This is a genomic window from Mycobacterium sp. NTMscope_MAC_12, assembly GCF_976985675.1.
On record NZ_CDRJYY010000001.1, the window covers coordinates 26,910 to 46,913 of the forward strand.

19 protein-coding genes are annotated in these 20,004 nt (G+C 63.7%); 16 read left to right on the plus strand and 3 right to left on the minus strand.

The annotated features are described in order from the left end of the window. The first annotated feature begins 174 nt into the window (after positions 1-174). From AC0KS4_RS00130 to AC0KS4_RS00180, 11 genes are all read left to right on the plus strand, one after another. Positions 175-471 (plus strand): PE domain-containing protein, encoded by a 297-nt coding sequence (locus AC0KS4_RS00130; RefSeq protein ID WP_040624290.1) that lies wholly within the window; start codon positions 175-177, stop codon positions 469-471. A gap of 15 nt (positions 472-486) precedes the next feature. Beyond that, positions 487-1,968 carry a PPE family protein gene (locus AC0KS4_RS00135; protein WP_007172152.1) on the plus strand — a complete coding sequence of 494 codons (1,482 nt, stop codon included), beginning with the start codon at positions 487-489 and terminating at the stop codon, positions 1,966-1,968. A 78-nt stretch (positions 1,969-2,046) separates the two neighbouring features. Then, positions 2,047-2,349: a WXG100 family type VII secretion target gene (locus AC0KS4_RS00140; protein ID WP_007172153.1), complete on the plus strand. Its 303-nt coding sequence runs from the start codon at positions 2,047-2,049 to the stop codon at positions 2,347-2,349. A gap of 48 nt (positions 2,350-2,397) precedes the next feature. Beyond that, a complete protein-coding gene (locus AC0KS4_RS00145; RefSeq protein WP_042910680.1) occupies positions 2,398-2,691 on the plus strand; it encodes a hypothetical protein in 294 nt (97 codons plus the stop codon). Then, positions 2,688-3,629, plus strand: a complete 942-nt coding sequence (locus AC0KS4_RS00150) for an ESX secretion-associated protein EspG (RefSeq protein ID WP_007172155.1) — start codon at positions 2,688-2,690, stop codon at positions 3,627-3,629. The genes AC0KS4_RS00145 and AC0KS4_RS00150 overlap by 4 nt, the downstream gene beginning before the upstream one ends. Before the next feature lie 768 nt (positions 3,630-4,397). Continuing rightward, positions 4,398-5,279: a MinD/ParA family ATP-binding protein gene (locus AC0KS4_RS00155; protein WP_007172156.1), complete on the plus strand. Its 882-nt coding sequence runs from the start codon at positions 4,398-4,400 to the stop codon at positions 5,277-5,279. Next, positions 5,276-6,772 (plus strand): type VII secretion integral membrane protein EccD, encoded by a 1,497-nt coding sequence (gene eccD, locus AC0KS4_RS00160; RefSeq protein ID WP_007172157.1) that lies wholly within the window; start codon positions 5,276-5,278, stop codon positions 6,770-6,772. Before AC0KS4_RS00155 ends, eccD begins: the two co-directional genes overlap by 4 nt. Then, positions 6,772-8,409, plus strand: a complete 1,638-nt coding sequence (locus tag AC0KS4_RS00165) for a S8 family serine peptidase (RefSeq protein ID WP_040624272.1) — start codon at positions 6,772-6,774, stop codon at positions 8,407-8,409. The genes eccD and AC0KS4_RS00165 overlap by 1 nt, the downstream gene beginning before the upstream one ends. Next, complete coding sequence (gene eccE / locus AC0KS4_RS00170) at positions 8,409-9,953, plus strand: type VII secretion protein EccE (protein ID WP_472408493.1); 1,545 nt, start codon at positions 8,409-8,411, stop codon at positions 9,951-9,953. Before AC0KS4_RS00165 ends, eccE begins: the two co-directional genes overlap by 1 nt. 14 nt (positions 9,954-9,967) lie before the next feature. Next, entirely contained in the window at positions 9,968-10,840 is an 873-nt protein-coding gene (locus AC0KS4_RS00175) for a DUF2637 domain-containing protein (RefSeq protein WP_139273185.1), read from the plus strand. A gap of 94 nt (positions 10,841-10,934) precedes the next feature. Next, positions 10,935-12,338 (plus strand): type IV secretory system conjugative DNA transfer family protein, encoded by a 1,404-nt coding sequence (locus AC0KS4_RS00180; protein WP_040624275.1) that lies wholly within the window; start codon positions 10,935-10,937, stop codon positions 12,336-12,338. A 199-nt stretch (positions 12,339-12,537) separates the two neighbouring features. Here AC0KS4_RS00180 and AC0KS4_RS00185 read toward each other — a convergent pair whose 3' ends face one another. From AC0KS4_RS00185 to AC0KS4_RS00195, 3 genes are all read right to left on the minus strand, one after another. Continuing rightward, positions 12,538-12,816, minus strand: a complete 279-nt coding sequence (locus AC0KS4_RS00185) for a hypothetical protein (protein ID WP_007172162.1) — start codon at positions 12,814-12,816, stop codon at positions 12,538-12,540. Between the two features lie 99 nt (positions 12,817-12,915). Beyond that, entirely contained in the window at positions 12,916-13,512 is a 597-nt protein-coding gene (locus tag AC0KS4_RS00190) for a hypothetical protein (RefSeq protein WP_101930852.1), read from the minus strand. A 211-nt stretch (positions 13,513-13,723) separates the two neighbouring features. Continuing rightward, a complete protein-coding gene (locus AC0KS4_RS00195; RefSeq protein WP_073877511.1) occupies positions 13,724-14,107 on the minus strand; it encodes a helix-turn-helix domain-containing protein in 384 nt (127 codons plus the stop codon). Between the two features lie 130 nt (positions 14,108-14,237). On the opposite strand from AC0KS4_RS00195, the gene AC0KS4_RS00200 reads away from it, so the two are divergent. The 5 genes from AC0KS4_RS00200 to AC0KS4_RS00220 all read left to right on the plus strand — a co-directional run bounded on the left by AC0KS4_RS00200 (position 14,238) and on the right by AC0KS4_RS00220 (position 19,958). Next, positions 14,238-14,684 carry a hypothetical protein gene (locus tag AC0KS4_RS00200; RefSeq protein ID WP_007172165.1) on the plus strand — a complete coding sequence of 149 codons (447 nt, stop codon included), beginning with the start codon at positions 14,238-14,240 and terminating at the stop codon, positions 14,682-14,684. Then, a complete protein-coding gene (locus tag AC0KS4_RS00205; protein WP_046182038.1) occupies positions 14,681-15,763 on the plus strand; it encodes a hypothetical protein in 1,083 nt (360 codons plus the stop codon). The genes AC0KS4_RS00200 and AC0KS4_RS00205 overlap by 4 nt, the downstream gene beginning before the upstream one ends. Positions 15,764-15,773: 10 nt before the next feature. Then, positions 15,774-16,697 carry a conjugal transfer protein gene (locus AC0KS4_RS00210; RefSeq protein ID WP_073877513.1) on the plus strand — a complete coding sequence of 308 codons (924 nt, stop codon included), beginning with the start codon at positions 15,774-15,776 and terminating at the stop codon, positions 16,695-16,697. Between the two features lie 61 nt (positions 16,698-16,758). Then, positions 16,759-17,049 carry a hypothetical protein gene (locus AC0KS4_RS00215; RefSeq protein ID WP_225325409.1) on the plus strand — a complete coding sequence of 97 codons (291 nt, stop codon included), beginning with the start codon at positions 16,759-16,761 and terminating at the stop codon, positions 17,047-17,049. Then, on the plus strand, positions 17,043-19,958 hold the full coding sequence (locus AC0KS4_RS00220; RefSeq protein ID WP_225325408.1) for an ATP-binding protein: 2,916 nt from the start codon (positions 17,043-17,045) through the stop codon (positions 19,956-19,958). Before AC0KS4_RS00215 ends, AC0KS4_RS00220 begins: the two co-directional genes overlap by 7 nt. Positions 19,959-20,004: the final 46 nt, after the last annotated feature.

Below are 20,004 nucleotides of genomic sequence, written 5' to 3' on the forward strand. Positions count from 1 at the left end.
GTATTTCGCCAGGTGAGCGGCGCCGTAGAGGGTGTCGGGAAACAGGGGGTGTTGCCTTGTGTGGAATGTCGGAGGTTTGGTTGCCGGTGTCCCTGGGGGCGGTTATCGTCGCATCAAACGGCGGCTTTATTGCTCGTGGGGCGAATGGGATATGTGGACAGGGGTGGGATTGCAATGATGTTCATTGAGGCGCCGGCGCTGGCGGCGCAGGCAGCATCAGAGGGCGCAGGCGGGGCGACCACGGCGGCCACTCTTGCCGCTGGGGCACCAGCGATGGGCGCTGTGCTGCCGATGGGCGGCGAGGAAGTGTCGGCAATGTTCGCTCAAGCTATCGCCGCGCACGGCGCGCAGTTCTTGGCGGCAGGTGCTCTAGGTGTGGCTCAGCGGGAGGCGTTCGCAGCCACCGTGGCTACGTCGGCGGCCACCTACACCGCTATGGATGCGGTCGGCAAGGCGCTGCTGTCGCTGTAGCGCGGCGGTGCACTGATGTACTGGGGTATCCCACCAGAGATCAACGCATTTCGGTTGACCAGGATGGGCGCGGGTCCAACGGCGCACGTCCCACAGATCACCGCCTACACGGCTGCTGCGGCCACGCACTTCGAGCAAGGGATGCAGCAGTCGGTGACCGCGATCGCGACCGCGCCGGTTTTCCAGGGCTCTGGCGGAATGGGGATGCTCGATAGTGCCACGCCGATGGCGGCCTGGCAGCAGACCGCCGGGCTGCATGCAGAGACTGCGGCGGCCACCATCCAAACTGGGTTGACTGCGTACAGCGCGGCCGTGTCCGCGACCATTCCTCATGAAGTGGTGGTGGCCAACCGGGTCCGCGAGGCCACTTTGGAATCAACAAATTTCATGGGGATCAACACCCCAGCGATCGCCGAGGCGAATGCTGAATATGGGGAGTATTGGTCGCAGAACGCCGGGGCCATGGTCGGCTACTTGGGCGCTATGGCCCCTGTCGTGAGCGCGCTGACCGTTCCCTTGCCGACGTTGCCTGATATGAGCAATCCGCTGGGGGCGACGGCCGGCTTGGCAGGGTTGGTCGGCGACGGGGTTGGTGCTGGCGTGCAGGCCTTAGGGTCGGGCATTAGCGCCGGTGGGGGAGTGGTGTCGGCTGGCAGTGGGATCAGCACAGGCGTGGCCACTGGGATCTCGAGCGGCGTGTTCAACGGCACGGGAGCAGGCGTGCAGGCCGCAGGGTCGCCCACTGGTGGGCAAACCCCGGCACCGCAGCCAGCGACCACCGGCACGACCGCGGGGCAGGGCGTGCCCGCAACGACGGGCACCGGCCAGGGCGTCACGAGTAACGCGCCGCAGGGAAAAGCTCCACCGTTGCAGGCGGGTCAAGGCGGTCAGCCGCCCCTGGAAGAGTCTGGACAGTCGTTGCTCGGCCAACTCACCCAGGCGCCAACCGAAATGATGAGTTCGCTCAGTTCACCACTGGAGTCACTGGGGCAGCTCCCGTCGAGTGCCAGTGGCCAACTAAGCGGCCTGATGGGCCCGTTGTCGGCGCTGACCGGTGGAATGTCCGGTGGATTGGGTGGGCCCCCAGCCGGGGGAGCACCGGGATTCAGCGCAGCCAGTGCACCGTGGTCGGGACTAAGTGGCGCCAACGGCGGCTTCGCCGGGGGCGCGTCAGCGGTTGCCGCGGCGTTGACGAAACCGTCTGCTGGCGGGCTAGGTGGGCCTGTGGGCGTGCCGGGCGGCTGGTGGGCCGACGTGGCTGATGGCGCTGAAACAGACGAGCAACCGGCTGCGGGACTGCGAAGCGGCGCGGCAGCGGGCAGAGGAGCCATGGCGCCCGGAATGTATGGACCCATGGCGGCAACGGGGCGCTCCGGACGCGGCAGTGAATATGCCGATGTCAGCGAGCAGGATAAGACGATCACGCTACCGGCCTCCGCGCATGCGGCGCCGGTGCTCACGTCTGAGGGCGTGGTCCACGTCGGGCAGGGAGGATAACTCCCGGCAGGGGCCCGGGTCATTGCTGAACTGATCGAACCAGCGGTAACCACTTGCTAGTGAAGGAGATACACCATCATGGCGTTGAACGCCGATGTCGCCCAGATGCTTTCGGGCGCAAGTCAATTGTCGAACATTCAACAAGAGGTGCTGTCGGCGTTGGGCCGTTATGTCACCATGAACCAGAACCTCACCGGTACTGGGTTTAGTGGTGATGCGGCGCTGGCCTCCATGGCCACCACCGAGGACATCAACCGGACCGGCCAACAGGTCAGCCAGCGGTTTCAGAGCGTCATCGACATAATGAAGCGCTCGGCGCACCAGTACCAAGAAACGAACGCGCAGAACCGCGCGGCGCTGGGCTCCATCCAGTCGACCTGACCGCGGCCAATCTTTCAGACATCGAACGACTTTCAGAGGAGAATGGTTATGGATTCAATGCGTTACGACCACGCCATGATCGCCGATCACGTGTCGGCCCAGGCGCAGCTGGTCGCTCACATGAACGATCTGCGTACCCGGGCCATGGGAACAATCAACCAGGTCGCCACAGTCTGGACGCAGCATGGTTCTGACGCTGCCCAGGTCGCCATGCACGAGATCGATCAGGCGTTCCAGGCGGTGTTCACCACGATCGAGCGCCATGGACAGGCCCAGGGGCACGCGTCGACGAATGCGCTGGGCACCGACCACGCGGTCCAGGCTGGTTTCCGGGGCTTGTGACCGAGACCGGAACCGCGGTTGCAGCGCGGCTGTCGACCACGTCGGAAGGTTTGTGGTTGACAGCCGCGCTTTGCGGTGTGGCTCAATTGCCACCTGCCCTCAAGATCCGGCCCATTGGGGCGGTGCAGGCCACCATCGCGGCTCACCCCGGGATGGAGGTGCTCGAAAACGCGGGGATTTGTCAGGGCGGCGAGGTTGACCCCAGCGTGGCCTCTTGGGTGCGGGCCTTGGGGCGTCCCGACGTCGAGATTGACGTGACGATTACCCGCCCCGAGATCCGACCGGAGCGGCTTGAAGGCCCACCAGCGGTCTTCACCGCCCCGGAGGACGCGATTGAGGCCGCCGAGGCGCTGGCACGGTGGTACGCCCAGCGGCCTCCCCAGCGAGTTGTGACATTGTGCCGGCGCGATAACGCGTGGGTGGCCGCCGCGCGGCTCTGGCGCCCGGGCCAAGACACCAGCGATGAGGTTGTGGTCACCCCGCTGGGTGGGACCGAGATCGCGCACGTCGTCGTCGACACGATAGGGCCGGCCGACCCGGCCCAATTCCACGGCATCAATAGCGAAGCAGCGGTACTCAATACAGTTCTGTCGGCCTGGCAGGCCAACCCCGCCATCGACATCATCGCGGGCCTCGTAGAGGTTGGACTTTCAGTTCCCCAGGCGCGGCTAGTCGAAGCGGTCGCCGACCGGGGCACCACCCGCGCGGTTATCGGCGCGGCCGAATTCTCTATCAGTGGCCCGGCGCGGGCGCCGATGGCGGTGACCGTGGCTGACACCTTGATCGGCCGCGTCGTTGTCAGCAACAGCGTTGGTCCTGACGGCAGGCAATGGACCACACTGCTGCCCGGCGCCGATCACGCAATCCACACGGCTGTGGTCGAGCTGCTCGAAACTTTGCCCTCGGGACGCGGCTGGGCGACTCATCAGCGGACATAAAATTTCGATACAGGCGAATATGGTGTCCGTTGTAGACGGATGAAAACCGTGGTTGTTACTGTCGCGCTGTGGCCAAATTATGTGGCGCTAAGCGAAATTCGAATACGTCTGGTGACGAGGGGACACGGTATGACAAGTCCGCATGAGCGTGAGGAACGCGACTTTTTCAATGGCCTGGCGGCAGGTCCGCCGCCCGAGACGCAGCCCGCGCCAGGCGCAGTTGAGCCCAGCCATCCCAACAACAGCGGCGAACCGACGAGCGATGATGGGCGGCCGCGGTTTTCACCCCCGGAGGCCGCTCTTGGGCTCCCCGCCCAGGATGCGACGCCGGCGCCGTCTTCGGCGCCCCAACAAGCCCCGGGTTGGCAGCCGCCGCGGTTTTCGCCCCCGGAGGGCACCTTGGCACCCCAGGGCCAAGACACCCCTCCGCCACCTCCGTGGGCGCAGCAGGCCGGTCCCCATCAGCAGGGGACGCCCAGCGAAAGCTACGGTTCCTCAAGTCAATTGGGCCGCCCACCGCAGGGAGTGTCGGAGGCGGCGCTCGGTGGGCGTCACGGCGCACCGCAGCCAGCCGGTCACGCAGATCCCAGCCAGGTTGCGCGTCCGTATCCGCCGGCAGAAGAACATGGTTGGCGTGCGCCAACACCCCAACCGTCGCCTCGCACCGCGGGCACGCCACGGTCTTCGGACGCGCTGCGAGAGCACCTGCGCGCCACGGACTTGATTGCCCCACACAAGGAGGCGCCATCCAAGGGGTGGCGCAGGGCGTTGCTCAAGGTTTCTGGTGGGCTGATTAACGTCGGTGAGTCCAGCGACGAGCGCACAGTGCGTGGCCTCAAGGCTGCGATCGGGGCCAATTTGCGTGGCACTTATACCGTCGTGGTGCTTGGTGGCAAGGGCGGTTCGGGCAAGACCGCGATGACTGTCGCGACCGCCAGTGAGTTTGCACGCAATCGTAACGACCAAGTGGTCGCTGTCGACGCCGATCCGGCACAGGCCGCAAATTTGGCGGCTCGGGTGGATCCCAAGGCGTCATCGCTGCGTGCGATTAACGACGACCTTAATCTTCATCGCTACGCCGATGTTGGGGCCTTGACGGGCCACAACCAAGTTGGTTTAGACGTTGTGGCTTCCCCGCGCCATGGAGGCGCTCGCGGGGAGGGGTTGACCGCTGATGAGTTCAGCAAGGGCCATATGCGTCTACAACGGTTCTACAGTGTGCTTTTCGTTGACTGCGGTGTCGATCTCGAACACGAGGTGATGAAGGGTGTGTTCGAGCGCGCCGATGCGGTGTTGATGGTGGCCTCGGCCGTCCCGGACGGCGCCGAAGGCGCGAGCACCAATTTCGAGTGGTTGCGCGACGAAGGCTATCACCAGTTGCTGTCGCGAACAGTGTTGGTGATCAACCACATTCGCCCGGCGCGCAATCGGAAGGATCGTAAGGAGGCGGCCAAACTGGTCGCCACACTCAGGGAGCATTTCGGGAGCTGGGTCAAAAACGATCGCATTATCGAGGTACCCTTTGACCCCCACATCGCCTCGGCGGGCGAGTTGGACCTTCGAAGGGTCAACCCTAAGACCGCCAGGGCGGTGCTTAAGACCGCCGCCGCATTGGCGGCAGGGTTCTCGACAGCGGCCGATGCCCGATGACCACCGCCAATTCCGCACAACAGGCGCCGGAAGTCCCTCGGCTGTGCAAGGTTCATTTGCTGGTCGGGGATGACACGCTCATCGATTACGTCCTGCCTGCTGGGGTGGCGTTGATTGCGGTGATCGAGGACCTCATCCCGCGGGTCAATGCGATTCTCAAAGATCGCGGGCGGGCACCTCTTGATGACACGTTGACCTTTCAACTGTGCCGTGCAGACGCCACTCCGCTCGATCCGCAGCGATCCCTTGATGACAGCCGTGTCTACGACGGGGACTTGTTGTGTCTCTTGCCTACTGACGCCACCGAACGCTTCGCACCTGTCATTGAGGAGGTGTCGACGGCGCTGGCTCGTTCAGCACGCCAGCAGTTCGCCACAGTCGATGTCACGGTCGCGCGTCGGGTAGCCGGGGGGCTTTTCGCAGCGCTGGTCGCGTGGGCCGAGGTGATGTTGGCGCAGTTGTGGTGGCAACAGCACGGCTGGCTGCCCGCGGCGGTGTCGTGGGGATTAGCCGCCGTTTTCTTGGTGTCGGCGAGGGCGGCGACGCGGGCACGAGATGAGCAGCGACGCCGATCGGCGGACTTCCTGGTGTGGTCGGCGCTGATTTGCGCCGGTGCAGGCGCGGCGATGTCGGTGCCGGGACCACCCGGTGGCTGGCATGTGGTGGCCGCGACGGCCACCGTGTTGGCCGGCGTGGCGGCATTGACGATGCTGACCGGCCGCTATCTGACTGTGTTTGCGGGGATGGCTGTGGTCGGGTTATCTGCGGGCGCGGTGGCGGCGATCCACGCCAGCGGTTGGCGAGTGCTGCCAGCGCATCTGGCGGTCGTCTTCTTGGTAGCGGACCTGGTGCTAGTGACGTTTGCAACCAGCATCGGGATCGTGGGGGCCGGAGTGCCCGGGCCATGGTTTCCTTCGGTCACTAACCGGGGGGTGTTTGAGACTCGAGAAGGCGCTGCCCTAAACACGGTGTCGCCGGTGGAGCGTCCGGGCAATGAAACCGTTGAGCAGATCGCGACGTGGGCTCGGCGCGGCACCGCCATCGTGACGGGTCTGCTGGCTGGCGGCGCTGTGGTGTTGGTGGCGGCCGCGCGCTATGCAGTGATGCCCGAAACTGGCGGCGGGTGGCGGTTTTTGGCATTCACGTTGGGGATTTGCGCAATCTTTCTGCTCCGGGCGCGCTCGTTTGTTGATCGCAATCAATCGGTGATGCTGGCCGTTGGTGCGGTCGTCGCGGTAGCGGTGGTGATCGGACGATACGCAAGCGCTCCCAACCCGGCTTCGCCGGTTGTCACCCTGATATGTGTTGGCGCAGCGCTAATGTTGGCCGGGGCGGGCCTGCTTGGAGCGCTGGTGGTGCCCAATGCGCGGATCAGCGCACCGGTAAACCGCGCCGTCGAAGTCAGCGAGTACATTCTGCTGATTTTCGTTGTGCCATGGGCGATCTGGCTGCTGAATCTGCTGTGGGTGGTACGAAATGCGGTCCACGGCTGATGATTAAAGCCGTGAGTACGCTGGGCGCGATCGGGCTCGCCGCAGCACTGGTTGCCGTATCTGGCGGCGTGGCCGGCGCGATTGATCCCCCGGTGGTGCCGCCTGGGCCACCCCCGCCCGATCCCGCACCCGGGCCGGATCAGCCGATGCGCCAGATCGCGGCGTGCACAACAACCGGCGTGTTGCCCGGCAGTGATTTGCGTGAGTTGCCCGCGGCGCTGCAGCTGATGAACATGCCAGAAGCGTGGAAAGAATCCACCGGTGTTGGCGTGGTCGTCGGGGTTATCGATACCGGCGTGGCTGCACAACCTCGGCTGCCGCACCTAGTTTCTGGCGGGGACTATGTCATGGGCCCGTTTGGCGACGGCTTATCGGATTGCGACGGGCACGGCACAGTAGTGGCTTCACTGATTGGGGCGGCGCCTTCAGGGCTCGCACTGGTCCCCAAGCCGGCGTGGGCGGCGCCTGCGGCCCCGCCGGCCGGGGCTCCGCCGCCGCGCGCGATTCCACCGCCACCGCCTCCGCCGACGGTCACGGTGACCCAAACGGTGGCGCCGCCGCCGCCACCACCGCCGCCGCCGCCGCCGCCCGACGAGCCATCATGGGTGGGTATGCCGCCGTCTCCGGTTACTCTCGGCCACGCTCGCGGGCCGGCGCCGCTGGAACCGTCGCCCGGTGGTGGTCCAGACGGGCTGATCGGCATCGCCCCAGACGCGGTGCTGCTGTCGATTCGCCAGACCGCGCAGACTTTCGGCCTGGTTGATCCCGGCGTGGTCGACAACCCCGAGGATGTTCGCCGCGCCGGTGACATCAATTCGTTGGCTCGCGCGATCGTGCACGCGGCGAATCTGGGCGTCAAAGTGATCAACATCAGTGTGGTGTCGTGCATCTCGACAGCCAAGCCCCAGGATCAAAGCGCCTTGGCCGACGCGGTCCACTATGCCGCGGTTGACCGCGACGTGGTGATCGTGACCGCGGCGGGCAACGTTCATGCCCAGGGCTGCAATGGGCAAAACCCGGACCCATTACCGGGTGATCCCACTCGGGGGTGGTCGTCAGTCAAAACGATCGCCACCCCAGCATGGTTTAGCGACTACGCGTTGGCGGTGTCGGCCACCGATTCGACCGGCGTTCCCGCCAGCGGCGACGCCGCCTCATTGCACGGCCCGTGGGTAGGACTGGCTGCGCCGGGAGCCGACATCGTGGGGCTGTCGACGAGCGGGCAGGTGATCAACGGTTCAGTCGATGACGACAAGCTGCACCCTATCGCTGGTAGCTCGTTTAGCTCGGCGTTCGTCGGGGGAGTGGCGGCTTTGGTGCGGGCCAAATTTCCCAACCTGACAGCCCATCAAGTGATCCACCGGTTAGAGGCCACCGCGCACCCTCCCGCTGGTGGACGTGACAACGTGGTCGGTTATGGAACTGTGGACCCCGTTGCGGCGCTGACCTGGGATGTGCCGCCGGGTGAGACGTTTGCCCCCGGGGTTCAGCGCGCCCAGTTGAAAGTGCCGGCCCCGCCCCCGCCACGCGACGCACGTCCGGGCTGGGTCGCGATGGCCATCACCGGTCTCGCCGTCGTCAGCGTATTGGGACTTGCTGTGGGCCTGACCGTCTCGCGTCGCAGGGAGCGAATCTGATGAAGCAACGGTTTGTCTCGGCCCGTATCGCACCCCGCGCCGTGGTCACCGGCGAAGTGGTCGCAGGTCTGGTTGCGCTGGCACTGAGCGCCACGCTGGATTCGTGGCCGATCGCCGTCGCCAGCGGCGCCGCGACCGGACTGGTGATCTGTGTGCTGACCTTCCGGGAGCGCACCGTGTGGCAGTGGGCGTGGCGGGCCATGTCCTGGACGCGCCGCCGGGTGCGCAGACTCCAGCTGCCTCAACCGGTCGATGTCACCCTCAACGAGCACACAGTCGGTGTTGTGATCGACGGGCACACCGTGTCCACGATGATCACTGTGCTGGGCAAGCCTTACATCCCCACCCTATTGCACGCCGACCACACCAAAACACTTAATACCGTGCCGATTAGCGTAATCGCACAAGAGATGCAGCGCTGCGGGTTGAGTGTTGATGTCGACATCATCTGCGAGGGCAGCCGCACAGCCAGAGACAACTATGCCGAACTGTATGAAGCGGCGCTACGGGGGCTGCCGGCGGCCGGTCAGCGTAGCGTGACGTTGGTAGTCCGCTTCGATACGCGCAGCGACCGCATTCTGCCTGGACTGCTGTGGCGGCGAGACACGATCGGCGCGGCGGTGGCGGCTTCTCAGCGCATCACCAGAGCGCTGTGCCAAACAAACTGTCGTGCAAGGCTTTTGACCGCAGCGCAGATGAACGACGCGGTAGCGGCCAGCCTGGGTGGGCCCGAAAACGCGACAGCTTCTTACCAGGACCGCTGGACGAATCTGCAGCGCGGCGGGAAGGCCTATGTCACAGCGTATTTCTTCAGCGCCAGTGACGTGCGCTCTGCTCAACTCGACGACGTGTGGGCCTACCAGAGCGACCACACGACCCTGGTGATCGCGTTGCGCAGCGATCCTGCCGGCGTGCGGGCTTCAGCCCTCGTCCGGTTGACCACCGTGCAACCGCTTGCCAGCTCGCCGCGGCTGGTGCTCAACCCGATGGCGGGCCGACAGTGGGAAGCGTTGGCGCTGACCTTGCCTGGGTGCAGGCGGCTGAGGTTGCCATCAACGCCAGTAACTACCGAACTCAACACAGCTGTCGTAGCCGGCGCATCGGGTGTTCTGCTGGGTGAACTGCGAGACGCTATGCTGTTGATGCCGATATCAGATCCCGCGGCCCCCACCCGAATTGCTCTGCACGCCGATGATGACCAGGCGGTGAAACGGCTGATTCGCCGGGCGGCCGCAGCAGGCGAACAGGTCGCCGTTTACGACCCCACTGGGCGTTGGACAATGACGTCTGCTTCCCCACGGATCTGGACGACGCGCGACGTCACAGCCCAGCCGCCACGTCCTCCGACGATGGTGGTACACAATGGTCGCGTCAACAACTACCCACCCGCGCGCACATCGATCACGGTCGGCGATGTGCCCGCCAGCGCTGCACCCGATATCCGTATCGAACAGCGGGGCGAGCGAATCACCGTGAAACCACAGCGTTTTCGCACCACGTTGAGGTCTGTGACATTCCGCAACGAGGATGCTTATCTGCGGTAATCGATCCTCCCAATGTGGCTGACTTTGGTAGACGAATACCGGGGTGGGAGTGCACGATTGCGGGTATGGCTTGCGATAGCGCCCGCAGCACTCCCGCCGATACCGATCCGAAAACCCACCGGCGCGCAGTGCGTTTCTTTTGGGTGGTGTTGATAGGAGCAAGCGCGGCCTCGATCGCTGGCAACGCGTTACACGCGATCGTGCAGGCCGATCACGTCGCCCCGGCGCTGGCGGCCGCGGTGGCCACGGCCCCACCTCTGGTATTGCTCGGGTCCACGGAAGGGCTCTCGCTGCTCATCAAGGTGCACCGCCGGCCCACCTTGACGTTCTGGGCGGCGGTGATCATGACGCTGTTACTGGGGGCCGGTGCGTTTCGCCTGTCATTTGATGCGTTGTGCAGCTTGGCTATCCGGTGCGGTATCCGCCCAAGCTTGGCATGGTTGTGGCCGCTGATCATTGACGTCACGACCGCGCAGGCCACCGTTGCGCTGGTAGCCCTGACCCGGCTCCTACACAGCCGCGCCGAGGCGCCGCCGGCCCTCGTCGAGGAGGACGTCCCGGTGTCCCTGTCGGCGACACCTCTGCCAGTCGCTGGGTCCTCAGCAGGTGAGCGTGATAGGGCCATGGTGGCGGTCGAGCCGGACCGGTCGCTGTCATCGGTTCCAAGAGTGGACGCCGCTGTGCCCCCGCGAGAGCGTCATGAACACGCCGTACGCACAGTGATGGCATCGAAAAGAACCAAGCAGCCTGCAGAAATCATTGACGCTGTGCTGCGCCGCCACGCTGACGGGCAAAAGCCGGGTGAAATCTCAGAGGAACTCAAGCTGCACCACACAACGGTGAACCGGATACTGGCGACGGCGCTCCACTCGGCAGCGGCGGTGTAAACCCGAAGCTTCCGCCGCAGTGACCTACGTCCGGCGATCGCGAATGTCGCTGCTTTGATAGACGTTCGCGGCCAGTGGCGCCCATGATGACGTAGTGGTCAACGAACCGTACACCCCGTACTGCGGCCTCACCTACAATCGCCAAAACGTTGCCGTGCGTGCGGAGACAGCACCTCACATTCTGGTAAGCGCACCAACACGTACGGGTAAAACACGCAGGATTTTGGCCCCGGCGGCGCTCGTGCATCCTGGGCCGGAAGTTTTGGTGTCGTCGAAACCCGACCTGGCAGAGCTTGTTCTAACACGACGCAATATCGGGATTACCGGTGTGATTGATCTGCGGCCTGAGCACACTGAGGTATGGCCGGCCGGGGTTAGGCGTATGGTCACCGACCCGACCCGCACGATCGCCAGCGCCCATGAAGCACTGACCGTTGCTGAGACCATGCTCGCGACCTCGGGCGTGGGTTTCAGTGGCGCATCGGGCGGCAACGCTGTTGCTGCGGGCGGGCTTTGGGAAAGTCAGGCCGCACCGCCGTTGGCATGCCTGCTGTACGCGGCCAGCCCGCAGGGCAACAGTTTGGGAATGCCCTGGGTGCTCGATGCCGTGCAGGATTTCGGTATCGACGAAACCGGCGGCGACCAACCCATCCCCGAGCTCGGACGCCCGTCGTGGCTGACCGCTTACGGGCTTTGCGAACAACCGAAACTCGCGGCCCCGCTGTATTCTGTTATCGCCGGGATGGATTCCCGGCTGCGTGACAGCATCAAGATCACGGTGTCCAAGGCCGTAACACCGTGGCTGCGCTTGGGTTTGAGCGCCGACGAGGGAGCACCGTACTTGAGCGCGGTCGAACGTGTCGCTGTGGAGTCATTCGACGTCCACATGCTTGATGAGCCGGACGCCACATTGTTTGTGATCGCCCCGAACACCGGCTCGGTCGCCGGAGCCGCGGTGGCTCTGATCGATTCCATCGTGCGTCATTTCCGCCGCAAGATGGCCAATCATCAACTGACGCATCCGCTGCTGCTGGAACTCGACGAGGTATGTAACTCATGTCCGTTGCCGGATCTGTTGACCTACGTGGGGGAGTCAGCGGGACTGGGTGTCAACATCTTGGCGACGGTGCAGGCGTCGGCGCATTTCGACGTTGTATTTGGGTCCAAGTACGCTGAAGCGCTGCGGGAGATGTTTCCGGGCACGCTGATCATGTATGGAGCTCACGAGCGCCATTTGCTCGAACAGGCCTCACATTGGCTGGGAGAGACAACCCGACGTACCGAAGCCTATGAGCCCACAGGGGGGAGTCGGGGCCAATCGTCGCAATTCGGCCAGGCGATCGGTTGGCAGGAACTGCTTCCCCAAAGCCGGGAAGAAGCCCAGCTGTTGCAGCGCGGCACGGCTGGCGAGCGAGTTCATATTCCAGACTGGACCGAGTTCCTGGCTCTGTTCGACCAGGCGGTTCAGCGGCGAATCAAAAAGGCGCAGTGGGGTTGACGGGCGGTTGCCGCGACGGGCGCAATCTATGACTGACGCATTGGTCTCGGTGCTCGCGTCCAGCTTCCCAAGTGCGACCGCTGGGCAGCTCCGGGTAGCTGCACCGTGTAATCTGCCTGTGCTGCAACTAATTTGCTGTCGACGCGATCAAGCGTTTCTCGACGCTGGCCGTGTCCGCAGTAGCACTCCAGCTGCGGACCTACCGACGAATGTTGCCCTCACATGACCCTGGGTCCTGACGCGTGTTTTTCACGATATCGCTTGCGTCTGAGGCGATTTGACGCAGGATCTTCAAGAACAGCACTTGCCCGGCCGAGGTGTTGAGATACCACGGCGGATCGCTGAGCATGGCAATGATCTGTTGCCGCATCGCCTCGAGCGACTGCGAACCCGGCGGCGTGTCACAAACCTGGCCAGCTCGCTCGAGCGCGGCTAACACCCGATGCACAACTGCGTCTACGGTCGTACCCCGATCCATACCTTGAACCGTATCTGTGCCGCCACCCCCCGCTCACACCCCAATTTTTGCAAAGCGGTGTAGGCATCAGCGCGCCAGAGTTGGCCCCGAGCAGCGAACTCAGTTCGCGAATAGCTGCATCGAGGTTGACCGGGAGCTGACCGTGTCGAGGTGCTGGTTGGTGGAGCCGAACAGGACGCTGATTGCGCAAATGAGACACCAGATGGAGATCGCTGCGATGACCGCAGTCCCGCCAAGGATGGGGACCCAGTGGATAGGTGGTGGGGTTCGCCGGCGCGCGTGCAGGGATGGCGGTATGCGGCGGGCGGAGCCCGGTTCGGGGAGTGGATCTAAGACGGTGGTGATGGGCAGCGTCGGCCCGAGAATGAGGTCGTCGTCAACCTCGACAGCTTGGGGTGTCAGTGGCCACCAGTCGCTGGATCCTTCCACGGCTAGCCAGCCTTCGAGGACCCCGCAGACGGCTGCGGTGAGCAGGGTTGCGGGCAGTTGTGTTAGAAGCCAGGGGATGATCAGCTCGCCCCAGAGACTAGGGGAGGGGTTATAGAACGGCAAGGGCAGCGCTGCGAGCGCGGCGCCCCAGAGCAGTGCCGGTATCGGGTAAGCGCGGAGCCGCTCGGGGATGAGCGTGACGATTAGTCCGTAGGCGAGTTTGCCGGCCAACCAGCCCAGCGGCGCGATGGCCGCACAGGTTAGCACCAGTGCGACTTCAAATGATCCGCTGGCTGAGGTGGCGGAGCGCATCGGTAGTGGCAGGGCGACGACGTCGTCGTGTGGGTCGGGTCGGGCACCAACATGGCTGCGTGTGCGAGCGCGAATCTTTTTGGCGAGCAGCTCGGCGCGACGCTTTTGGAAGACAAATATCCCAGCGTGTGCGGCTATCCATGCTCGGCGTTGGTCGTCGAAAATGTCAGCGGGCATGCTCGGCCGGGTCCCGGCTTGTCAGGAGTTCGGTGAGCAGCTGACGGGCGTCGGCCAAGATTGAGTGGCATTGCTCGACGAGGCCTTCGACGGCGTGCAAAACGGTGTGTACGTGGGTGTCTTGGGGCGGTGGTGTGGCTGGGACCCCGCCGTCAAGGATCGCCCTTGACGACCCGTGGGCCCACCCGAGCGCCTCATCGAGTCGGGCCAGCGTGGCCAGCGACATGGTGCGTGAGCCGTTACTGGATTTGTGCAGTGTCGAGCGGTTGGGTCCGCCGCGGCGGGCCAGTTCGACACGGGACATGTGCAGGACCGCCAGCCGTTCAGAGACGAAGTAGTCGAGTCGCGCTGGCCCATCATTAGGTGCAATCACGCCCACAAAACTACCTAAACGCAACCATTATCGTCTAACCATGTGGACAACCTTGCCTATTACCGCTTACGGTTGCGTGCATAGGCGCCCACCCGATTTAGCGGCGCCGAGACGACGAAGGGACACCGCGATGAAGGGGCTTGTGGCGACGGCCGCAGTGCTGATGACAGTCATCGCCGCGATCGTGTTGGCGATCGTCGAACTGCTCATCAAACTCGCTCCGTTGCTGGTCGCGGCGGCGTGCTTGTGGGGAGCGGCCAAGCTAATAGGCGCACACCGCGCCCGAGGGGCGGCCGACGAGGAGCGTCTTAAGCAGGACTGGAGCCGGACCGCTCCCCAAGGCCCACCGCAGGCGGCGCCATCCACACCGCTGCCGCCGGTAATTGCTCATCGCGAACGCATGTATGTGGTGCGCGGTGAGGACACCGGCTTGGCCTCTGACCGCGACGACGGCTATGTCAAGGTTTCGGCGACGGCATTGCCGCGTGTGCAGCGTTTGCCGGCCACCTACCATCACCGGCGCAAATTCACGCCGCGCCGGGCTAGCGGGCACCGTTCGGGGCGGCGGCGGCCGTGAGCTCGGTTTCTGATCAGCAATGGCTGCGTCAGATTGGGGTGAATCTCGACGCCGATGCAGAACACGACCAAGACACCCTCGACAGCGGCGCGGCCGGGGAGTCAGCCGACGAGCATCCCGATGATGATGGCGCGATCAGCGACAACGACGCCGCACCCTTCGGCGAGGATCAAAGTGCCGACGCCTTTGCGGGTGCGTTCGTTTCCGACGGCGACGACCACACCGACTCGGCAGAAAACGAAAGCCCCGGTGCCGACGCTGATTTAGATCACGAGGCGGAGCGGCGTACGCGCCGATTTACGCCGTGGGTACTCGGCGCGTTCGCTGGCGTCGTGTTGTTGGCAACGGTGATAACCACGCTGGGCGTCACACTCTCAGGTCCCGACAACCCTTCGCCGAGTCTGCGCCAGCACGCAGTCAAATCGGGCCCCGCACCGACAATGGCGGCAGCACCAGCGCCGACTCCTGCTGATGGCGGCGATCACCCACTGCCGTTTACCGCCTCAGCCGACTGCCCGGCGGGCGCCTCAACTTCGGCGAAATCGATTGCCGATCCCGACAAGCCATCGCCGTGGATCTGCGTGCGGCATACGGATGGACAACCGCTCTATATCACGCTCGGGCCCGCCGGAATCGAACGCGCTTACGTGATCACGGCGGTCAGTATCGTGCCGGGGGATACTGCTGCGGCCCAGGGGTCCGGCGGTGACCCATGGCTACAGCATCGGGTGGTCACGTTGCTGCAGTGGCAGTTCAATGACACTGCGCACACGGTCGTCGACCAGGACACCGGCAATGCTCACGGCGAAGCGGTCAAACTGATTCCCGGGATCAGCGCCTCAAAAATCACTGTGATCATTCGGCACACCAGCCGTCCGGTCGCAGCCCCCCAGCCCAGCGTGTCGGCCCCAGACGGCGGACCGTTCGGCGGAATCCTGGGTGGGCCCACCCCGGCCACCGGCCCGGAACCGACCAACGGGCCTGACCCGACCGGCTTTGGGTCGGGACACGACACCGATCCCAGTGATGGAACCTTCGCGGTGTCGAGCATCAAAGTCATTGGGCACCAGGCGACATGAGGACGATGTGGTGAGAATCAGCAACGTATGGAAGAAGCGCATCACGGTGCTGGGCCACAGCGCCGGCCGGGTCGCTCTTGTGATTCTTGTGGCCAGTTCGTCCATCAACGGTATCGCCCTGCTGTGGGGGTTTGTCTTTCCCCCTGAACCAGCACCAGTGGCGGCGGTGGCCCGCGACGTGATCAACGAGACCGATCCCGTGAAGGCTTTCGCCGTGAATTGCGTGAAAGGGCTACTTGTCGGAACCACCTCGGGTGCTTCGAATTTGACACGCTGCTTTCCCGGGGGACAAAAGTACGAGTTGCCCACGACATCGTCGATGACGGTGTCGAACCCGGCGGCGTGGGCATCTAAGCGCAAGACCTCTTCCAACGACATCGTGCTCTATAGCGTGAAGGTTCAAATCGACGAACTGCCCTACCCGTCGGCGCCGCCGACGACGGCTTTCTACCAGCTGCCGGTGGCGGTATACCGGGATATGGGCATTCAGGCTCTTGATCGGATCAGCAGAGTCGATATGCCGCCTCCGGGAGCCTATGTGCCGCTGGGCTATTCAGCACCAATCGCTGCCAACAGCCCACTTTTTACGATGCTGTCTGGGTTTGCGACGTCGTTTTTAACCACCTCGGGTGGACTGGAACGGTTTATCACCACCGACTCGGGCATCACAGCCGTAGGGTCGTACTCCTCGGCCACAGTGACTGCTGCTCAGGCCGACAACACTCCACCCGATGCTCCCTCCGATAACAACGAATTAGCCACGCACATCGATGTTTCGGCGCGCCGATCCGATTACACCCTCGTATCGCTGTCTTATTCCCTGACGCTGCGTTCGGTGGGCGGCACCTGGTTTGTTGCCCAGATCGACGCGATCCCGCTGTTGGCTGACGCGACACCGACACCGGTGCCCACCACGGCGGTAGCACCGCACTGACCATCACTCACGTTGAGAGAAAGAGGGATTGATCATGATTAGACAGCTAACATTACAGACGTTGGCTACCCACACGACAAATGTGGCTGCCGGGGCCGGCGTGATCAACATGAGCCACGAAGTGCTTTACATCATCGTCGCAGTCGGCGGCACATACTTCCTGGGCAGCGGCATCGTGCGCGGTATGAGAGACCATTGGAAGCGCGGCACCGGTGCCGGATTGTCGGCAATCGCCGGCGGGGTGGCTCTTGCAGTTGTCGTAGCCCACATCGTCGGGCTGTATCAGCGCGGTAACCAGGAATTTGAGCACCTGCCCGGCAGCGTTGGCCACTCCAATACCCGCGGATGGTGACCACCGGCCCAGTTGCCCCACCACGGCCCGTCGACAAGGCCGAAGCGTGGTCGGGCATCCGCGACATCGACATCCAGATCGGGGAAGCCGCTCCCGGGCAGGAATGGCCCGGCGGGCCCTACCGCGGGGTGGAATGGGTGGCCATTGCCGCGATCGCGGGTCCCACGCTGCTATGGGTCGACAGCCAGCCCGCCGGAACCACGCTTCCGGTCCTCGCCGGCGGGGTGGTGCTCTGTGTGGTGACCGTTGGGCTGATGCGGCTACTTTTGCCCAAGGGACGTCCATCTCTTTCAGCACGTCTCGTTTTTGCCCGCAACACTATTCGGCCACCTCACCTGATCACCTCGCAGCCTCGTGCCGCTGAGAGGAAGCTGCGTGTTGACTCCAGTTTTGACCCTCCTGAACGTGTCGAGGACAATCTGGTCTTCACCGGCGGAGGCGTCTATGCCGAATTCTTGATCGATGGTTTGTCGGTCAATATGCGCTCGCTTGACGTCCACCGGCGAGCCGCCAGGCTGACGCGGAACTTGGGGCGCTACCTGCCCTCAGGCTCGCAAGTGCGCGGGTTGCTGGTCGCCGAGGACCAAAACGCCATCATGCGGGCAATGGTGGGTCCGCACACCAACAAGTCGACATGGATTGGGCAGTGCAAGCACTGGGTCCCAACTATCGCCCAAGCGAACAAGTGGATCACCAAGGGATATCGCGGTCCCGTGCGCCCACGGTTTTGGCTAACGGTGCCAGTCGATGCTGGCACCGCGGGACGCACACCGCTCGGACAGGGCAGGCGGGCTTGGGACTGGGTCAGCGGGCGTGACAAAGACTCAAGCACATCGATTCAGCACTACGCCAGTGTTGCCCGCCAGATCTGTGGTGCCCTACCTGATGAGTTTCACGTTCGCGCGGCTAGTCCAGCGCAAATCCATTGGTATCGGCGACATCGCGCCATGCTCGGCGTCATCCATGAGCCGATGCCAGCGGCCAGCACGGGGCCGTCCTCACTGAGCGCTCACGATTTCCCTACCATCGCTTTCGATGAAGGCGACAACGCCGGGCGGCCATGGTGGCGACCCAGTTTCAAAGCCTTGGTTCGCGTCTATGATCCCCACGAGCCCACCTGCAGATCGAGCTACCAGTCGTTTTTGACCGTCGAGCACTTCCCGGAGACAGGCCTGGCCTTTCCACGCGCTTCGTATCTGAATGCGCTGCTCAACGTGAACACCCAGGCCAGTATTGAGTGGACCCAACATATTTACATTCGCACACCCCAGGATGCGCAAGCCCGCAATTTCCGCTACACCAAAAACATCAAAGACCAGATGCGTCAGCGTGGTCACCGCGGAGCTGAAAACGACGAATTGCCAAGGAAGCTAGCGCGCACGCGGGCCTACACATCGCATCTGAACGGCAATCCCGCCGAACGCGAGCTTGACCACACGGTGATGATTGCGGTCGGTGCCGACTCACCGCGGGTCTTGGAGGATGCGGTCAAACAGGTCCGCCAGGAGCTTGACACAGTCGGCATCGCTGTCAAACGCCACCGTGGCGCCCAGGCGTTGCTGTGGAAGGCATTCAATACCGGAAGTGAAAACACCTGCCCGCTCGATGAATTTCGCAATCCCACCAGCGCACATAAGTGGTCGCTGTTCTTGCCGCTGATTTCGGGCCGCGTGGGCAACGTCAAGGGCAGTGCGCTGGCCATCGACCAGACCACGATGCGACCGGCGATCATCCTTCACGATCCCGAGGGAACTGCGCGCCGAAACAAGAACACCGGGCTGGCCGTCGTCGGCGATCCCGGCGGCGGGAAGTCCAACCGCACCAAACTCTCGGCGTATGAACTGATCCTGCGTGGCGGACGCGTTGTGGTGTTCGAGCCAGACACAATCGCTGAATGGAAGCAGGCCCTCACACCCATCGAGGGTGTACGGTTCATCGACCCGACAACGCCGCAGTACTTGTATGACCCGCTGGTGATCTTCCCAGCGCACCTGGCAGGGCGCATCGCGGCCTCGCACATCCTGCCCTGGATTGGGCTGTCTTATGACAGCCTGCTTGCCAAGCGTTACCGACGTTTGGTGCGACCGGAAACCCGGGCCAGGCAAGGGATTACGAGCCACCGCACACTGCTGGACTATCTGCGTTCACAGCCGGACGCCGACAACGACGAGTTGCTGCTGCGCTTAGAAACAGCCCAGGAGGATTTTCCCGGGCTTTTCGATGACCACTTGCCGCCCTACCGGCCAGAAGACTCCCCGGCCACGGTCTACCTGACCGGCAACCTGGGCTTGCCCAGCACCGAGGATCTCACCAACGCCGATCTCTACGCGAAACTGTCGGGGACCCAGCGCGCCGGAATGGCTATCTATGGCCTGCTCATTGAGCTAGAGCAGCGATACATGTTCGACCGCCTCGACGTATTCGACGTCATGATCTTCGAGGAGTGCGCCGAACTGCTTGCCTTTCCCACCACGGCACGCATTGCGCACAAATTCACTCGGCGGGGCCGTAAGCACGCGAGTGGAATCTGGTTCATCACACAGGATTTCAGGGACCTTGCCCGCATGGGGGATGAGTTTGTCACACAAAAATGGATCTTTCGTGTTCAAGACCCTGAACTGGCCTACGCGACACTGAAGTGGGCGCGCATCGACCCAGAAATGTATCCAGAGCTTGTCAGCGCACTAAGCGAGGACACCAGTCCTGGCTCCACCGCTGATGAAGACGTGTTCTCTGATCGCGGGGAATGGGGCGGCTACGCCACCGAGGCCGGGGCGGTCGATCGTGCCCGACTCGGCGAGGGATTCTTAGTCGACGAACTTGGACGTCCCGCACGCGTTCAATTTTTCGGCGCGCCAACCGAAGAGCAGGCACGCGCATTCGATAGCACCGCATCGGTGATCGCATGACTGCCAGCGATTCCCTCGCAGTCTGGCTAGTTGAGCACCCACGGTT